Origin of the sequence: Oceanobacillus bengalensis (assembly GCF_003628445.1) — a bacterium.
Classification (GTDB): domain Bacteria; phylum Bacillota; class Bacilli; order Bacillales; family Amphibacillaceae; genus Oceanobacillus; species Oceanobacillus bengalensis.
This window is the reverse complement of sequence record NZ_RBZO01000007.1, coordinates 76,534-91,889: the sequence shown is the minus strand read 5'-3', so window position 1 is coordinate 91,889 and position 15,356 is coordinate 76,534. Positions and strand designations below refer to the sequence as shown.

16 protein-coding genes and 2 other annotated features are annotated in these 15,356 nt (G+C 37.4%); of the genes, 11 read left to right on the top strand and 5 right to left on the bottom strand.

Annotated elements, in window-relative coordinates; all coding sequences use genetic code 11:
- Positions 1-11 precede the first annotated feature (11 nt).
- The 3 genes from D8M05_RS06330 to D8M05_RS06320 all read right to left on the bottom strand — a co-directional run bounded on the left by D8M05_RS06330 (position 12) and on the right by D8M05_RS06320 (position 2,150).
- Complete coding sequence (locus D8M05_RS06330) at positions 12-854, bottom strand: sulfurtransferase (RefSeq protein WP_121129780.1); 843 nt, start codon at positions 852-854, stop codon at positions 12-14.
- Between the two features lie 2 nt (positions 855-856).
- Positions 857-1,354 carry a GNAT family N-acetyltransferase gene (locus D8M05_RS06325; RefSeq protein WP_121129778.1) on the bottom strand — a complete coding sequence of 166 codons (498 nt, stop codon included), beginning with the start codon at positions 1,352-1,354 and terminating at the stop codon, positions 857-859.
- Between the two features lie 376 nt (positions 1,355-1,730).
- Positions 1,731-2,150, bottom strand: a complete 420-nt coding sequence (locus D8M05_RS06320; RefSeq protein WP_121129776.1) for an Ohr family peroxiredoxin — start codon at positions 2,148-2,150, stop codon at positions 1,731-1,733.
- A gap of 271 nt (positions 2,151-2,421) precedes the next feature.
- On the opposite strand from D8M05_RS06320, the gene pepT reads away from it, so the two are divergent.
- Together pepT and D8M05_RS06310 are read left to right on the top strand one after the other, a co-directional pair.
- Positions 2,422-3,651 (top strand): peptidase T, encoded by a 1,230-nt coding sequence (gene pepT / locus D8M05_RS06315; RefSeq protein WP_121129774.1) that lies wholly within the window; start codon positions 2,422-2,424, stop codon positions 3,649-3,651.
- A 230-nt stretch (positions 3,652-3,881) separates the two neighbouring features.
- Positions 3,882-4,367, top strand: a complete 486-nt coding sequence (locus D8M05_RS06310) for a GNAT family N-acetyltransferase (RefSeq protein ID WP_121129772.1) — start codon at positions 3,882-3,884, stop codon at positions 4,365-4,367.
- Between the two features lie 196 nt (positions 4,368-4,563).
- On the opposite strand, the gene D8M05_RS06305 is transcribed toward D8M05_RS06310, so the two are convergent.
- The gene (locus tag D8M05_RS06305) at positions 4,564-5,577 is read right to left on the bottom strand and encodes a serine hydrolase domain-containing protein (protein ID WP_121129770.1); all 1,014 of its coding nucleotides are present in this window, start codon (positions 5,575-5,577) and stop codon (positions 4,564-4,566) included.
- 165 nt (positions 5,578-5,742) lie between these two features.
- On the opposite strand from D8M05_RS06305, the gene D8M05_RS06300 reads away from it, so the two are divergent.
- Positions 5,743-6,774: a D-alanyl-D-alanine carboxypeptidase family protein gene (locus D8M05_RS06300; protein ID WP_121129768.1), complete on the top strand. Its 1,032-nt coding sequence runs from the start codon at positions 5,743-5,745 to the stop codon at positions 6,772-6,774.
- A gap of 231 nt (positions 6,775-7,005) precedes the next feature.
- Here D8M05_RS06300 and D8M05_RS06295 read toward each other — a convergent pair whose 3' ends face one another.
- Positions 7,006-7,464, bottom strand: coding sequence for a DUF2269 family protein (locus D8M05_RS06295; RefSeq protein ID WP_121129766.1), 459 nt, complete (start codon positions 7,462-7,464; stop codon positions 7,006-7,008).
- A gap of 199 nt (positions 7,465-7,663) precedes the next feature.
- On the opposite strand from D8M05_RS06295, the gene D8M05_RS06290 reads away from it, so the two are divergent.
- The 8 genes from D8M05_RS06290 to trpA all read left to right on the top strand — a co-directional run bounded on the left by D8M05_RS06290 (position 7,664) and on the right by trpA (position 15,328).
- Positions 7,664-8,206: a nitroreductase family protein gene (locus D8M05_RS06290; RefSeq protein ID WP_121129764.1), complete on the top strand. Its 543-nt coding sequence runs from the start codon at positions 7,664-7,666 to the stop codon at positions 8,204-8,206.
- 122 nt (positions 8,207-8,328) lie between these two features.
- Positions 8,329-8,578 (top strand) — a binding site (T-box leader).
- A 35-nt stretch (positions 8,579-8,613) separates the two neighbouring features.
- Positions 8,614-8,873, top strand: a binding site (T-box leader).
- Positions 8,874-8,951: 78 nt separating this feature from the next.
- On the top strand, positions 8,952-10,337 hold the full coding sequence (gene trpE, locus D8M05_RS06285; RefSeq protein ID WP_121129762.1) for an anthranilate synthase component I: 1,386 nt from the start codon (positions 8,952-8,954) through the stop codon (positions 10,335-10,337).
- Positions 10,321-10,908 (top strand): anthranilate synthase component II, encoded by a 588-nt coding sequence (locus D8M05_RS06280; protein ID WP_121129760.1) that lies wholly within the window; start codon positions 10,321-10,323, stop codon positions 10,906-10,908. The genes trpE and D8M05_RS06280 overlap by 17 nt, the downstream gene beginning before the upstream one ends.
- Positions 10,905-11,930, top strand: a complete 1,026-nt coding sequence (gene trpD / locus D8M05_RS06275) for an anthranilate phosphoribosyltransferase (protein ID WP_121129758.1) — start codon at positions 10,905-10,907, stop codon at positions 11,928-11,930. The genes D8M05_RS06280 and trpD overlap by 4 nt, the downstream gene beginning before the upstream one ends.
- On the top strand, positions 11,931-12,716 hold the full coding sequence (gene trpC, locus D8M05_RS20530; protein ID WP_245985222.1) for an indole-3-glycerol phosphate synthase TrpC: 786 nt from the start codon (positions 11,931-11,933) through the stop codon (positions 12,714-12,716).
- Positions 12,717-12,719: 3 nt separating this feature from the next.
- Entirely contained in the window at positions 12,720-13,361 is a 642-nt protein-coding gene (locus D8M05_RS20525; protein WP_245985220.1) for a phosphoribosylanthranilate isomerase, read from the top strand.
- The gene (trpB, locus tag D8M05_RS06265; RefSeq protein WP_121129756.1) at positions 13,336-14,532 is read left to right on the top strand and encodes a tryptophan synthase subunit beta; all 1,197 of its coding nucleotides are present in this window, start codon (positions 13,336-13,338) and stop codon (positions 14,530-14,532) included. Before D8M05_RS20525 ends, trpB begins: the two co-directional genes overlap by 26 nt.
- Before the next feature lies 1 nt (position 14,533).
- On the top strand, positions 14,534-15,328 hold the full coding sequence (gene trpA, locus D8M05_RS06260; protein ID WP_121129754.1) for a tryptophan synthase subunit alpha: 795 nt from the start codon (positions 14,534-14,536) through the stop codon (positions 15,326-15,328).
- The last annotated feature ends 28 nt before the right edge of the window (positions 15,329-15,356 follow it).

Sequence of the window (15,356 nt, the reverse complement as noted above, 5' to 3'; positions counted from 1 at the left end):
TAGATAACCCTCTATTCCTTACTTTCTTCTATCTCATTATTTTCATAAGATATCCAATCACTAAAACTTCCTGGATATAGTTTCACATTCTTATAGCCCGCTATTTTTAAAGCAATAATATTCGGACACGCAGATACACCAGAACCACAGGAGACAATGATTTCATGATCCTTTAAAAGAGGTGTGAAATGCTTTTCAATATCTTCTTTCTTCTTCCACCCGCCTTCTTTTGTGTAGACATCTTTCCAGAAATAGTTAACCGCTCCAGGAATATGTCCTGCCTTACGATACAAGGGCTCACTTATACCTAAATATCGGTCTCTTGCCCGCGAGTCAATTAAAATAGCTTTTTTATCCGTAATATTTGCTTTTACTTCTTCCATCGTTACAATTTCATACTCACTTAGCTTTAGCTTAAATCCCTTTTCTTGAATAACGGGAAATTCACTCGTTACATCATTCCCCTCTTCAATCCATTTATTGTAACCACCTTCTAATACATAAACACTTTCATGACCCATATACTGAAGAAGCCACCAGAATCGTGCCGAAAACATGTCATTATCTTGATCATATACAACAACCGTCGTTTCATTATCAATACCAACCTTACCAAGTTTAGTTGCTAGCACATCGAAATCTGGCAGTGGATGGCTACCACCGTGTTTTCTAACTAGCCCTGATAAATCTCTATTCAAATCTAAATAAACAGCTCCTGGAATATGGCTTTCTGCATATCGTTCTCTTCCTGCATCAGGGTCTGTGAGTTCAAATCTTACATCTACAAGAACGAGATTAGATTTGTCATGTTTTAATCTATCTTGTAACTGGTCTACCATCATAATATAAGACATTCCTATCCCTCCAAAATTTTACTCATATAATATTCATCCACAAATCTTCCATTCATATATAATGAATTTCTCTTAGTCCCTTCCACTTGAAATCCAGCCTTTTCATACAGTTTTACGCCAGCGATATTATCTGTAATAACCGTCAATTCTAGACGATGAATATGCCCTTCTGCCCATGCTTCAAGTTCTTTAAATAACTCCGCTCCGATCCCCCTGCCCGTAAATTCCTGCATAATACCAATAACGATATATGCACTGTGTTTGTTTTTATTTGTATTTCCTCCAATTGCCAATAGGTAACCAACGAGCATGTCTTGTTCAAGCGCCACAAAAATACCTGAATTTTCTTTCCCTGATAAAGCTTTAATCATATTGCATTGCTTTTCGGCAGATACGTCTCTTTCTCCTGCCTCGTACAACATATATTGACTTTCCCTTTCAACTTGTTGAATCACGTTAGCAAGTGCAGCCGCATCAGTAAGCACAGCTTGTCTAATCATCAGAAAACACTCCTTTATCTTCTTTTATCATTCTACATTTGTATGACGAAATCCTTTAATATTAGGGGCTTTTTTGAAAGCAGGGGCTTAGCCAGACCATTTTCGGCGAATGTAAATATCACAGCAAATCAGGTTAAAGGGTAAATAAACGAAACGAAAATAGTTTACAAGATAACCAGATACGTATGGCTAATATACTCCAACATGAACATGTGAATTCATCTTACTAGCACGCTGAAAAGGAAAAATAAGCATCCAATCATCCCACACATTCGGGTGGGTAATTGGATGCTTACGATAATCCTATTGGTTCCTTTTTAGTGTCCTAAACGTTGTTAATTAGTTGTTTTGCATTTTAAATAGATCCTAATTATTTTTAAATGGCCTTTGGTTTTAATTCAACATCAATATTTCCTCGGGTAGCTTTTGAATAAGGACAAACTTGATGTGCTTCCTCGGATAATTCCTCAGCTTCCTCCGGGCTAACACCTTTAATTTCAATATTTAACGTGACAGCAATTTTAAATCCTCCGCCATCTGAATCTTTCAAGAAGCTTACATCAGCAGTTGTTGTTGAATCAATCGCTTTTTTCTTATTTGAAGCTACTGAATTCAGCGCTCCATCAAAACAGGACGAATACGCTGCAGCAAACAATTGCTCGGGATTTGTTCCTTTTTTATCAGTATTTTCCGTTGGCATCACTAAATCTAGATCAAGTAACCCATCATCTGATTTTACATGGCCACCTCGTCCACCTTTAGCTGTCGCATGAGCTGTAAATAATGCTTTTTTCATTATAAAATCTCTCCCTCCCAATATAGTTGCTTACACGAGTACTATTCCTTTTCTTGTGTTTTTAAAACATTTGTAGATAAATTAACGTCTTTTCTTAATAGATAATCCTCAAAAAGTCCGGCAAAAGTGACGCATCGATATTTTGGAATAGACAAAGAAAAAAATCCCCAGCCGCTTGGCCCTATTAGTGGCATCTTCCCCTTTCCATGTGTACATTCTCAGAACAAAATATGGTAAAATATTGGTAAACCATTAAAGGAGCGACACCACAATGAAAGATGAAATCATAAAACGATTTACAACCTATGTAAAAATTGATACACAGTCAAATGAAGACTCGGATACAACGCCATCGACTCCAGGGCAGTTTAATTTAATTAATGTACTAATAGATGAGTTAAAAGAAATCGGTATGGAAGATGTAGAAGCAGATGAAAACGGATATTTAATGGCAACGTTACCAGCTAACACTGATAAGGATGTACCAACAATTGGATTTTTGGCCCATGTTGATACAGCAACAGATTTCACTGGAAAAAATGTAAATCCACAAATTGTTGAAAACTTCGACGGGAACGATATTACGTTAAATGAAAAACTAAATATCATCTTATCAGCAAAGGAATTCCCTGAACTTCCTAGTTACAAAGGTCATACCTTAATTACTACAGATGGAACAACCCTTCTAGGAGCAGATAATAAAGCAGGAATTGCTGAAATCATGACAGCAATGAACTACCTCATTCAGCATCCAGAAATCAAGCATGGTCGTATTCGTGTTGCATTTACACCAGATGAAGAAATCGGACGTGGTCCACATAAGTTTGATGTGAAACGTTTTAATGCTAACTATGCGTATACCGTTGATGGCGGCCCGCTTGGCGAATTACAGTATGAAAGCTTTAATGCAGCTGCAGCAAAGGTCACATTTAAAGGAAGTAGTGTCCATCCTGGCTCTGCGAAAAATAAGATGATTAACTCTGGAAAATTAGCAACAGCGTTTGTAGCCAAATTTCCAGAACAGGAAGCTCCTGAAAATACGGAAGGTTACGAAGGATTTTATCACTTAATTTCCATTAATGGTGACGTTGAGAAAACACAAGTTTACTATATTATTCGAGATCATGATAAAGAGAAATTTGAAGAACGTAAAACCACTGTTCAAAAATTTGTAAACGAAATGAAGGTAACATACGGTGAAGCTAATATAGAGCTAGAATTAAACGATCAATATTACAATATGGGTGAGAAAATTAAACCTGTAAAAGAAATTATCGACATCGCTAGCCAAGCAATGAAAAATTTGAATATTGAACCAGTTATTGAACCAATCCGCGGTGGTACAGATGGTTCACAACTTTCTTATATGGGACTGCCTACACCGAACATCTTTACAGGCGGAGAAAACTTCCATGGGAAATTTGAATATATTTCCGTTGATAATATGGAAAAAGCAACAAACGTCATCGTAGAGATTTGTAAACTATTTGAAGAAAAATAATGACTTAACTTGCTCAATCACCTATTCGGGGGTTCTGTTTCTTATTCTGGCGTTCGTTCTCCCATTCAGGCGGAAGCTCCCGTATAGCGACGAAAGGACTGCACCCAAGTAGCGCGTGGATGATAAAAAAGTTTGATACAATTACGTTGCCAACCTGGATTGTAACTATTCAATAATCGAACCCCATTTGGAAGATCAGAGGGTTTTAAAGATATGATTGGAGGGTTATCATGGAGTATAGTTTCAATAAGATGTCACAAGAGCAAGCAGAAGATATTGCATCAAACTGGCACTATGAAGGGAAATATTCTTTTTATAATTTTTCGGCTGATGAGGACGATCTAGCTGAACTTTTGAACCCTCAAGAACGTGGAGATAAATATTATATCGTCAAAAAGGGCAATGAAGAAATCGGATTTTTTTATTTTGCAAATGAAGGCAAATCCGTTGATATTGGCTTGGGAATGAAACCTGAATTAACTGGTAGGGGTATGGGTTTGGATTTTCTTAAAGCTGGACTAAGTTATGCAATATCAAACTATAACTCCAAGGAAATAACGCTTTCAGTTGCTACTTTTAACGAGAGAGCCATAAAGGTCTACAAAAAGGCAGGCTTTGAATCCGTTAAGACCTTCATGCAAGATACAAATGGAAGTCGTTTTGAGTTTTTGAGGATGAAGTATGAATGCTCAAAGCAAACAGCTTCAAGTTATTAAAAGATTTTGGTTAAAAGGCACGTTTAATGAACAACATAATTTCCCTTTGTTACTAAAATAAGAGTTGTATAATTGTTCACATAGAATGAATTCGTTTTGAGCAATCTTATTTCATAGCAATAGCTGGACCACTAGAGCTAGACTAAAAAGATACGCCAAGGTTAGCTTTTTCCATCGTCTAACCTTAGCGTATTTTTTACATAATATATTTTTCTATCTCTAACATGACATCATACGCACCTTCACTTTTATTAGAGGGGATAACAAGTTTTACACCACTTTCTGGGTAAAAGGCCGAATGAAAACTTACCCCTGGGTCGTAACCCATAATATGGTATTTTAAAATTTCGTCCCCCCTTCTATCAATCCAGACTCCATAGCCATAATATTCATCTTCATCACTTTCAATGTGAGGTGTAAGTAACAATGTCGTCGTGTCTTCAGTTAAAAGCTGATACGATAATAAAGCTTCCCAAAATGTAATCATATCAGGTGCCGTTACAAATGCACCACCATCTGCTCCTCCTTTAATAGGAATGGAATATACATTTGTTTTCCAACCATCTTGACCATCGATATATCCGGTAGCAGTGTTTTTTGGCAGCTGATCTAACGAAAAATATCCTGAGCTATTCATTCCAATTTTCTTAAAGATTTGCGTCTCTATATAATCTGTAAATGTCATACCAGTTGCTTGTTCAATGATTAGCCCTAACACAATATATCCCGCATTATTATAATGGAATCTTGCCCCTGGCGAAAACATCATCGTTTGGTCCTGAAACAATGGCAAAAATGTACTTAGATTATTCATTTTATACATAGGCAGTTCTTCCCAAAGCTCCTCAAAGTCGTCCATAACCTCTTCATCAAAATAATCGGCTATTCCTGAGCTATGTGTCAGTAAGTGATGAATGGTAATCTTTTCATCGAAATTTGGAAAGTTGATATCTAGACAATCTTTTAGCTTTGTCTGAAAGGTTAATTTTCCACTTTCTACTAACATTGCAATACCAACAGCAGTAAACAGCTTACATCCTGATGCAATTCCAAATCTAGTAAGTAATGTATTATTTCTTTTCTCGGAACGGTTTGCATAGCCACCTGTTGATTCGTAAAGGGTTTCTCCCCCACTTTTCACCAAAACCGCTCCCGAGAAATCTAACGTTTTTATAATATCCCCTATTCCCAATTCTATTTGCGCTTTCATTTATATCTCTCCCTCCCCATACTCACTTCACTTTTATTATACCAAATTTTGAGATAAATTGGAATAATTTGTATACATTATTGTGTTGCTCAATAACATAAATTTATGAGAAGATAGGTAGACAATAAAGCAAGTGTTTAAGAGAAAATAAAGGAGAAATACCTCATGAAAAAGCAGAAGTCTATTTTAATTTTAAGCTTCATTTTAATACTATTTTTCCTATCAGCATGTTCATTTGAAGATTTAGGCAAAGACTCTGATGATAAAAATACGGAAAAAGAAACAACGATCACTACACAAGAGGAACCAGTTGACACAGAAGATAGCATCGTAGCTCCTGAAGTAGAACTACAGAAGAAAGACCAAGGAGATCAAGTAGAGCTATTACAAAAATCTTTGAATGAAATCGGCTATACGATAGACGTAAATGGTATCTATGATGAAATGACAACCTGGGCTATTACTGACTTTCAGCTACAGCATGAGAATTTAATGGCACTTGGTGTTTATAATACAGAAACGAAGGAAGCTTTAGAGTCCTTTATAGAGAATAATCATGTAATTGAAGCCGGCTTAGGGCTACTACTTCCTGACCAGGAAGTAACAACAAATACTGGGATTCCAGTTATCAGTAACCCTTACGATCAATTAGCTTTAATTAATAAAGAACAAGCATTACCAGAGAATTATATTCCAGAAGATTTAGTTGTCCCAAATGTTCGTTTCCCTTATGAGGATGATGTCCCGAAAAAACAGATGCGACAAGTTGCAGCTACTGCATTGGAGGAACTCTTTGCTGCTGCTGACGATGCCGGTTTGGAGTTATATGCCCAATCTGGGTATCGTTCCTATGAAACGCAAAAGTCTCTTTTCGCGAATTATGTAAGCAATCACGGGGAAGAAGAAGCAAATATTTTTAGTGCAAGACCTGGTGAAAGTGAACATCAATCCGGTTTAACAATGGATGTAACCAGCCCTGATGTTTCTTTTGACTTAAATACTGATTTTGGGGATACAGATGAAGGAATTTGGCTTCAAGAACATGTAGCTGACTTTGGTTTTATCATTCGATTTCCTGAAGGTAAAGAAGATATCACACAATATCAATATGAGCCATGGCATCTTCGTTATGTAGGGAACAAAACTGCACAAGAAATCATGTCAGAGGGCATTACTTTAGAAGAATATTACAACTAGAAAAGTAGAAATCCTATGAATGGAGAATAGGATTTCTACTTTTATTTTTCTTCAGCCATTCACTTAACTTGTTCAATGAATGGCACGACGACCTTTTTAGAGACAATTAGCATCAATGGTTTTTAGATATTACTTAAGTAGATTGTTTGTAGTAGTATATCTAAAATATAACTTATTCTCATTTAACACCTCTCATATACTAAATTTCCTAAGAGAGATTAATCCTTTCAATTAAAATGGTTTCGTTATCATAAGGGCAATAATAATAATAAAAATTATATTTTCTATATGTTCCGCTTTAAATAGTTTTTTAGATAATCGATAATACGTTTCTGGTATTTCTTCTCCTTGATATTCCTTCAATAATTTCTTTATTGGTATTGATCTAGGTTTTAAAAGAAATGGTCCAAATGCTAATGCCACTAAAAATAGAATTAAACTCGTCATATACCATCCTTGTGAAAACCAGTAAGGATTTATAAATCCCATCCATATCCCCGTAATAAGTAGTAGTGTTCCACCAACCATTGTAAGAATATGTAAGGAATTACGTATTGCGAAAGCATGTCTTAGCTCCGTCATATTTGTAGGTTTCGCCTTTGTAACAACAAAAGTCATTATCAGCCCAGGCCCCATTCCTATGATAGCAGAAAAAATATGAATAAAAACGAGAATATCATAAAATGTCACTGTTACTCCCCCTGTCAATATCTATCTTACACTACTACACTAGTAATAGGGGTGTGATATTCCTCACATCCAAAGTGAAGCTTTTTTACAAAAACATGAACTTTAACTCTTTCTCTCGCTCATACAAGTGGTTGCATTATCAATCGTTATCAATTAGAATTTACTGATAATCATTTTCATTTAATATAGGGGTGACAGAATGGGACAAAGTAATTTAGCAAAAGTAATCCGTGAGCGTAGATCAGTAAAGAAAGGGTATACAAATAAGGAAGTGACGGAAGGAACTGTTCGTGAACTATTAGATACAGCAATTTGGGCACCAACACATGGGATGCGTCAACCTTGGCGTTTCATTTTTGTTGGTCATGACAGATTACCTGATTTTGCGAGAAAAGTAGCTGAGACATATCCAGAGGAAAAAAGAGAAAACAGAGAGAATTATTTAAACGAGCCCAACGCAATACTTGTTATCATCATGGAGGAATCTGATATCCCTAAACAATGGGATGAAAATTTTGGGGCTACATCCTCCATGATTCAGAACTTTTGGCTTTTAGCATGGGAAAAGAATTTAGGGGTTGTGTGGAAAACAAATCCCCATATTTATGATCAAGAGGTAAAGAAAATCTTACATGTTGCAGAGAATGAAAAAATAATAGGGTTTATTCATCTTGGATATTTCGATGAAGCCCCTGCAAGCAAAAACCGTATTTCGATTGACGATAAATTTACTTCGTATTAAAAATTAGTTCAAACGTTCGTTTGATTAATAAACTCCATCTTGTCTTTTTTTAAAATAAATTCTGAAAAACGCTTGACTTTTATTTCAGACTATTCTAATATAAACATCAATAAATTAATTATGAATTGGCTATGAAGAAGAAGAGTAATCTATTTTAAGGCACAATAGAGAGCTGGTGGTTGGTGGAAACCAGTGTGAACGGATAGATGAATGGGCTTCTGAGCTTCCAAACTGAACCATAACTTTTTATGCAGTAGGCTTTGGCGAATAGTCTCATCGTTACCCGAGACAAATATTAAGCATTGCTTGATATTACGAAAGTGAGCTGTTTTTCAGCTAATAAAGGTGGTACCACGGTCCCTCGTCCTTTTTCGGATGAGGGGCTTTTTTGTATTAAAATTTCATAACATAAATCATTGAGTAAGAGTAGTAGACAACTATTTATATGTTAAAGAGAGCTGGTGATGGTGGGAATCCAGTACATAAATGTTGCTCGAATGGACTTACGAGAGATTTCCTGAATCAAGCATAGTAGGGAAAAACGGACTTCCGACGTTATACGGATAGGGTATCGGTTTCTTTATTGATAAAGAAACCCGTATCTGAAAAAGATGAAAAGGATATTTCTTTTCAACAGAGGTGGCACCGCGGTCCAATCGTCCTCTATAGACACATATTTCTTGTGTCTATAGAGGACTTTTTTATTTAATCGCTATTACTACGAATAAGAAGGAAGGTTTGAAGCATGAAGTATAAATCTCTTCAACGAAATGCTAATTCATTAACACCAACTGATATTTTTCGTAAATTACCAGGTACGAAAAAATTCTTACTTGAGAGTACCTTTCAGCATGAGAAAAAAGGGAAATATTCCTTTATTGGTTCTAATCCTTATCAGGAGATTATCGGGACTGAAAACCGAACAACATGTATCGATCTACAAAACGGAGTCAAAGAAAGCATGGGTCTACATGCACTTCATTACTTAAAGGAGCATTTACCAATGATCGACATGAACCTCCCCCTCCCCTTTTACGGTGGGGCTATCGGATATGTTGGGTATGATGCAATTCGGCAATTTGAATATATTGGGAAAAACTTACCTGATGAAATGAATATGCCAGATATTCATTTCATGCTTTATAAAGATATTATTGTTTTCGGCCATACGAATAACCAAATTACTTTAATCGTGACAAATCCTGACGGGCAAACCGAATCCCAGCTTCAGAAAAGACTACAAATTCTAAATGAGACCTTAGAAAACACACCAACTAAAACAGCATTTGAACAAAGTAATATTCATTTTGAACACGAAATATCAGCAAATGCTTTTAAAGAAAAAGTAGAAACCGCAAAGAAGTATATTCAACAAGGGGACATCTTTCAAGTCGTCTTATCACAGCGAATGACAGCAGCTATAGAGGGAGATCCCTTTGATTTTTATCAAAAGCTAAGAAAGTCAAATCCATCTCCCTACATGTTTTATATCGATTTCGAGGATTACGTCCTATTAGGCGCTTCTCCTGAAAGTCTCGTAAAAACACAAGGAAAAGCTATCGTTACCAATCCCATTGCTGGAACAAGACCTCGTGGAGAAACACCGCTAGAAGACGAATTATTAATGAACGAACTCTTAAATGATAAGAAAGAAGTTGCAGAGCATCGTATGTTAGTAGATTTAAGCAGAAATGATCTTGGACGCGTTTGTGAAATTGGTACGATTACAATACCAACCTATATGAAAATAGAAAAATATCAACACGTGATGCACATTGTATCCGAAGTAAAAGGAATATTAAAAGCTGATTATTCCAGTATTGATGCACTCATATCTTGTTTGCCTGCCGGGACAGTTTCCGGCGCACCCAAGATTCGTGCCATGCAAATCATCAATGAATTAGAGGAGAAACAGCGAGGTGTCTATGCGGGTGGGATTGGATTTATAAACTTTAATCATGACATGAATATCGCATTAGCCATCCGTTCTCTCGTCATAAAAGATAAGAAAGCCTATTTACAAGCTGGAGCTGGAATTGTTTATGATTCCATACCTGAGGCGGAATACGAGGAAACGTTGAATAAGGCCAAATCATTAATGGAGGTAAACAAAATTGATCTTGTTAATTGATAACTATGATTCTTTTACGTATAACCTATATCAATATTTTTCTGAGGAGAATATAGAAGTTAAGGTTGTTCGTAATGATAAAATTAGCCTCCCGAAAATCGAGAATCTAAAACCTGAGGCAATTGTCATTTCCCCTGGTCCAAAATTACCCGCCCATGCTGGGATATGCATCAAACTCATTCAATCTTTCTATCAATCGATTCCAATCCTAGGAATTTGTTTAGGTCATCAATCAATTGCAGTGGCTCTAGGTGGAAAACTAAAGCAAGCAAAAACAATCATGCATGGGAAAACGTCAACAATTAGTCATGATGGAAGCGAACTATTTCAGGCACTACCTTATAACCCTGAAGTCATGCGCTATCACTCTTACGTCATTGACAAAGACTTTTTACCGAATGAACTTGAAGTCACTTCAACCGCAAACGACGATGGAGAAATCATGGCAATTCGTCATAAAAGGTATCCCGTTTATGGTGTTCAATTTCATCCCGAATCAATTGGTACTCAGGCAGGAAAGCACATCATTCAAAATTTTATTAAAGAATTTAGAAAGGAGAAGGTAAAGTGAAACATTATCTTGAAAAGTTAATTAGTCGTGAGGATTTAAGTTTTGAAGAAATGAAAGGTGCTACGAAATATTGTCTATCAGAGGAGTCAACTGATTCAGAGATTGCAGCTTTACTAACCGCACTACAAGCCAAGGGGGAAACAGCAGATGAAATTGCAGGCATCGTCGACGTTATTCGCTCTGAATCCACATTCAGCATTCCCCCTATCCCCGGTGCAATCGATAATTGCGGTACTGGTGGCGACAAGTCTTATAGCTTCAACATTAGTACCACATCAGCTTTTGTAATGGCTGGTGCTGGGATTACCGTTGCAAAACATGGGAATCGCAGTATTACAAGCAAATCTGGAAGTGCGGATGTATTAGAGGCATTAGGCGTATCCTTGACACTATCAATAGCCCATGTAGAAGAATTACTACATGAAAACAAAATCGCATTTCTATTTGCCCCAAATGTTCATCATGCTTTAAAGCCATTTACCAAAGTAAGAAAGGATCTCGGCATTGCTACCGTATTTAATGTAATCGGACCACTGACGAATCCAATTTCACTAGATTCTCAGTTACTAGGTGTCTATCGTAAAGATATGCTTGAAATGCTTGCAGAGTCTCTACAAAAATTAGGTAGACGACGAGCAGTTGTTTTAAATGGTGCAGGTAATATGGATGAAGCAACACTTGCTGGAGAAAATCACCTTGTACTCCTTGATAATGGTGAGCTTACATCTTTTACACTACGTCCTGAAGATGTCGGGCTACCTTATTTTTCAAAAGATGAAATTCGTGGTGGCAATGCGGTTGAAAATGCCGAAATCTTACAAAATGTTCTTAAAGGTAAAAAAGGTGCTTATTATGACACAGTCCTTTTAAATGCTGGCGTCGGTATTTTTACTAACGGAAAGGCAGAAACCATTCTAGATGGAATTGACATAGCAAGGGAAAGCATTGAATCTGGTGCAGCGTTAAGTAAATTAGAAAATCTAATAGAATATAGCAAGAAAATTCCAAGCGAGGTGCATTAAATGACAATTCTGGATAAAATCTTAGCAGAAAAAAGAAAAGAGGTAGAAGAACTATTAAAACAAACGTTTGATCAAATTGAGTATAAGCGTGTTCCAAAGTTTAAGCAACTGGTTGACGCTTCCGACACGATCCGTATCATATCAGAAATTAAACGTTCCTCCCCATCGAAGGGTGTCATAGATATGAATGTAGACCCTGTCACACAAGCAAAGCAATACGAAGCTTCAGGTGCAGCAGCGATTTCGGTGTTAACAGATCAAGCTTTTTTCAATGGTACGATTGATGACTTGCGTGCAGTTCGGAAAGCCGTAAACCTCCCTATCCTATGTAAGGATTTTATCATTCATTCTGTACAAATCGACCATGCAAAGGCTGCTGGTGCAAATATCATTCTATTAATTGTTGCAGCCTTAGACGACAAGAAATTAACGGAACTCTTTAGGTACGCGAAGAACTTAGATTTAGAAGTACTTGTTGAAGTCCATAATGAAGAAGAAATGCAGCGTGCATTAGCATTAAATCCAGCTTTAATTGGAATTAATAATCGAGATCTTAAGACATTCGAAGTTGACATTGCAACAACAGAAAGACTCGCTTCCATGGTAACCAATACAGAAACCATTCTAGTAAGCGAGAGTGGTATGAAAACAAAAGCCGATTGTTTACGTGCAAGTAATGTAGGTGCTAAAGCAATTTTAGTTGGTGAGACATTGATGGAGACTTCTGATATTGGTGAGACATTTAAGGAACTACAAGTCGCTCTACCAGTGAAAGGAGCGAAATAACATATGCTCGTTAAAATATGCGGAATAAAAACAAAACAAGCAGCTGATGTCGCTGTCCGCTCAGGTGCAGACTTTATTGGTTTTGTTTTTGCAGAGAGCACGCGGACTATTATCCCTGAATCTGCCGCTAGTATTGTAAAGTCGCTTCCTACTCACATCAATAAGGTTGGTGTTTTTGTAAATGAATCGATTGATAGAATAATAAAAGTTGCCGAACTTGTTGGTTTGGATTATATCCAGCTACACGGCGATGAGGATGCTGCTGTAGCTGAACGTTTACCATATAAAATAATTAAGGCTTTTTCCGTTGAACCAGAGAATTTCTTAAAACTACAATCCTACCCTTGTGATTATGTATTACTTGATAGCCCAAAAGGAAAATACCGCGGGGGTAATGGGACAGCATTTGATTGGAAAAGTGTTGATTCTCTGTCCCTTAATCATGACAAAATTATCTTAGCAGGCGGACTATCTCCCGAGAATGTAAAGCTAGCAATTCATACAGTTCGTCCAGCCGGTGTAGATGTTTCTAGCGGTGTTGAAACAGATAATAAGAAAGATCACGATAAAATAAGAAGTTTTATTCAAGAAGCAAAACATACTAGAAAGGATGATTTCATTGACAACCTATACAATGCCAGATGAAAAGGGACGTTATGGGAAATTCGGAGGACAATTTGTACCCGAATTATTAATGCCAGCTTTATTGGAATTGGAAAAGTCCTATAGTGAGGCTATTAATGATCCATCATTTATAAAGGAATTAAACGATTATTTAAAACAATATGTCGGTAGAGAAACACCCCTTTATTTTGCAAAGCAACTAACAAAGAAGCTTGGTGGTGCAACCATTTATCTAAAACGCGAAGATTTAAACCATACTGGTGCCCATAAAATCAATAACACCATCGGGCAAGGCCTTCTTACTCAACGAATGGGCAAGAAGAAAGTAGTTGCAGAAACTGGTGCAGGTCAACATGGTGTAGCAACCGCAACAGTATGTGCCCTGCTTGGACTTGAGTGTGTTGTCTTTATGGGAGAAGAAGATATTCGTAGGCAAAAACTCAATGTTTTCCGTATGGAGTTATTAGGTGCGGAGGTTCGTGGTGTGTCTAGTGGAAGTGGAACATTAAAGGATGCTACGAATGAAGCTCTACGCTACTGGGTCAGTCATGTAAATGATACCCACTATATACTAGGGTCTGCTGTCGGACCACACCCCTTTCCCAAAATAGTTCGAGACTTGCAATCTGTTATTGGGAAAGAAACTAAGAAACAAATACTAGAACAAACAGGAAAACTCCCTGACGCTATTGTTGCATGCGTCGGTGGTGGAAGCAATTCCATGGGCATGTTCCATCCTTTTATTGAAGACGAACCAGTGAAGCTTTATGGTGTTGAAGCCGCTGGAGCTGGAGTAGATACGGATAAACATGCTGCAACCCTTACAAAAGGAAAACTGGGTATTTTACACGGAACCTTATCACACTTATTACAAGATGAGCATGGACAAATTGAAGAAGCATTCTCCATTTCTGCGGGACTTGATTATCCTGGGGTCGGTCCTGAACACAGTCATCTACATGATTCGAAGCGTGTAACCTATGCTTCCATTACAGACGATGAAGCACTAGAAGCATTTCAATTTTTATCAAAAACAGAAGGCATTATTCCTGCACTTGAAAGTGCACACGCTGTTGCCTATGCAATGAAATTAGCAAAAGAATTAACACCCGATGATTCATTAGTAATCTGCCTATCCGGCCGTGGCGATAAAGATGTCGAACAAGTAAAAGCAAGATTGGGAGGAGATTAAGATGGGTAAAGAGCGAATTAATCAATGCTTTAACGAAAAGCTTGAAGCGGGGCATAATCTATTTGTTCCGTATATCATGGCTGGGGATGGTGGATTAGATATTTTAGAAGAGCGAATCAACTTTTTAGCCCAAAGTGGCGCCGCTGCAATAGAGTTAGGAATTCCGTTCTCTGATCCAGTAGCTGACGGCCCAACGATTCAAGCCGCTGGTACCCGGGCATTAAAAAACGGTACTTCTTTAGGAGCAGTTTTTAAAACGGTCGCAGCAATTAAAGAAAATCATTCTGTCCCTATTATTCTAATGACTTATATCAATCCAATTTTCACTTACGGGATAGAGCGTTTTGCAAAGGACTGTGCAAATGCAGGAGTTGATGGGGTTATTATTCCTGACTTACCGATGGAAGAGGAAGGTATGGTGGCTAGTAGCTTAACAGAAAATGATATTGCATTCATTCGACTCGTTGCGATGACAAGTCCTACCGAAAGAATTGTAGCAATCGCTAAAAGGTCGGAAGGTTTCCTCTATGCCGTATCTGTCCTAGGAACAACTGGAGCAAGGAAGGCGCATAGTAATGATGTGAAAGCCTATTTAAAGATTTTAAAAGAACATAGTTCGGTTCCAGTATTAGCTGGCTTCGGTGTATCGAGTGTAGAGCAGGCGCAGGATCTTAGTACGAATTGTGATGGCGTCATTGTTGGAAGTAAGATTGTTGAGCTCCTTCATGAAGGGAAAGATGCTGAGGTCCGAAAGCTGATACAAGGCAGTGTTATGGAAGAGGTTAGTTCTTCTTAAATATAATGCCAGCTGATAAATGCTCTCT

Excerpts from the sequence above, each read along its gene's own strand:
- D8M05_RS06330 (WP_121129780.1), bottom strand. The coding sequence starts at position 854 with ATGTCTTATATTATGATGGTAGACCAGTTACAAGATAGATTAAAACAT.
- D8M05_RS06325 (WP_121129778.1), bottom strand. The coding sequence starts at position 1,354 with ATGATTAGACAAGCTGTGCTTACTGATGCGGCTGCACTTGCTAACGTG.
- D8M05_RS06320 (WP_121129776.1), bottom strand. The coding sequence starts at position 2,150 with ATGAAAAAAGCATTATTTACAGCTCATGCGACAGCTAAAGGTGGACGA.
- pepT (WP_121129774.1), top strand. The coding sequence starts at position 2,422 with ATGAAAGATGAAATCATAAAACGATTTACAACCTATGTAAAAATTGAT.
- D8M05_RS06310 (WP_121129772.1), top strand. The coding sequence starts at position 3,882 with ATGGAGTATAGTTTCAATAAGATGTCACAAGAGCAAGCAGAAGATATT.
- D8M05_RS06305 (WP_121129770.1), bottom strand. The coding sequence starts at position 5,577 with ATGAAAGCGCAAATAGAATTGGGAATAGGGGATATTATAAAAACGTTA.
- D8M05_RS06300 (WP_121129768.1), top strand. The coding sequence starts at position 5,743 with ATGAAAAAGCAGAAGTCTATTTTAATTTTAAGCTTCATTTTAATACTA.
- D8M05_RS06290 (WP_121129764.1), top strand. The coding sequence starts at position 7,664 with ATGGGACAAAGTAATTTAGCAAAAGTAATCCGTGAGCGTAGATCAGTA.
- trpE (WP_121129762.1), top strand. The coding sequence starts at position 8,952 with ATGAAGTATAAATCTCTTCAACGAAATGCTAATTCATTAACACCAACT.
- trpC (WP_245985222.1), top strand. The coding sequence starts at position 11,931 with ATGACAATTCTGGATAAAATCTTAGCAGAAAAAAGAAAAGAGGTAGAA.
- D8M05_RS20525 (WP_245985220.1), top strand. The coding sequence starts at position 12,720 with ATGCTCGTTAAAATATGCGGAATAAAAACAAAACAAGCAGCTGATGTC.
- trpA (WP_121129754.1), top strand. The coding sequence starts at position 14,534 with ATGGGTAAAGAGCGAATTAATCAATGCTTTAACGAAAAGCTTGAAGCG.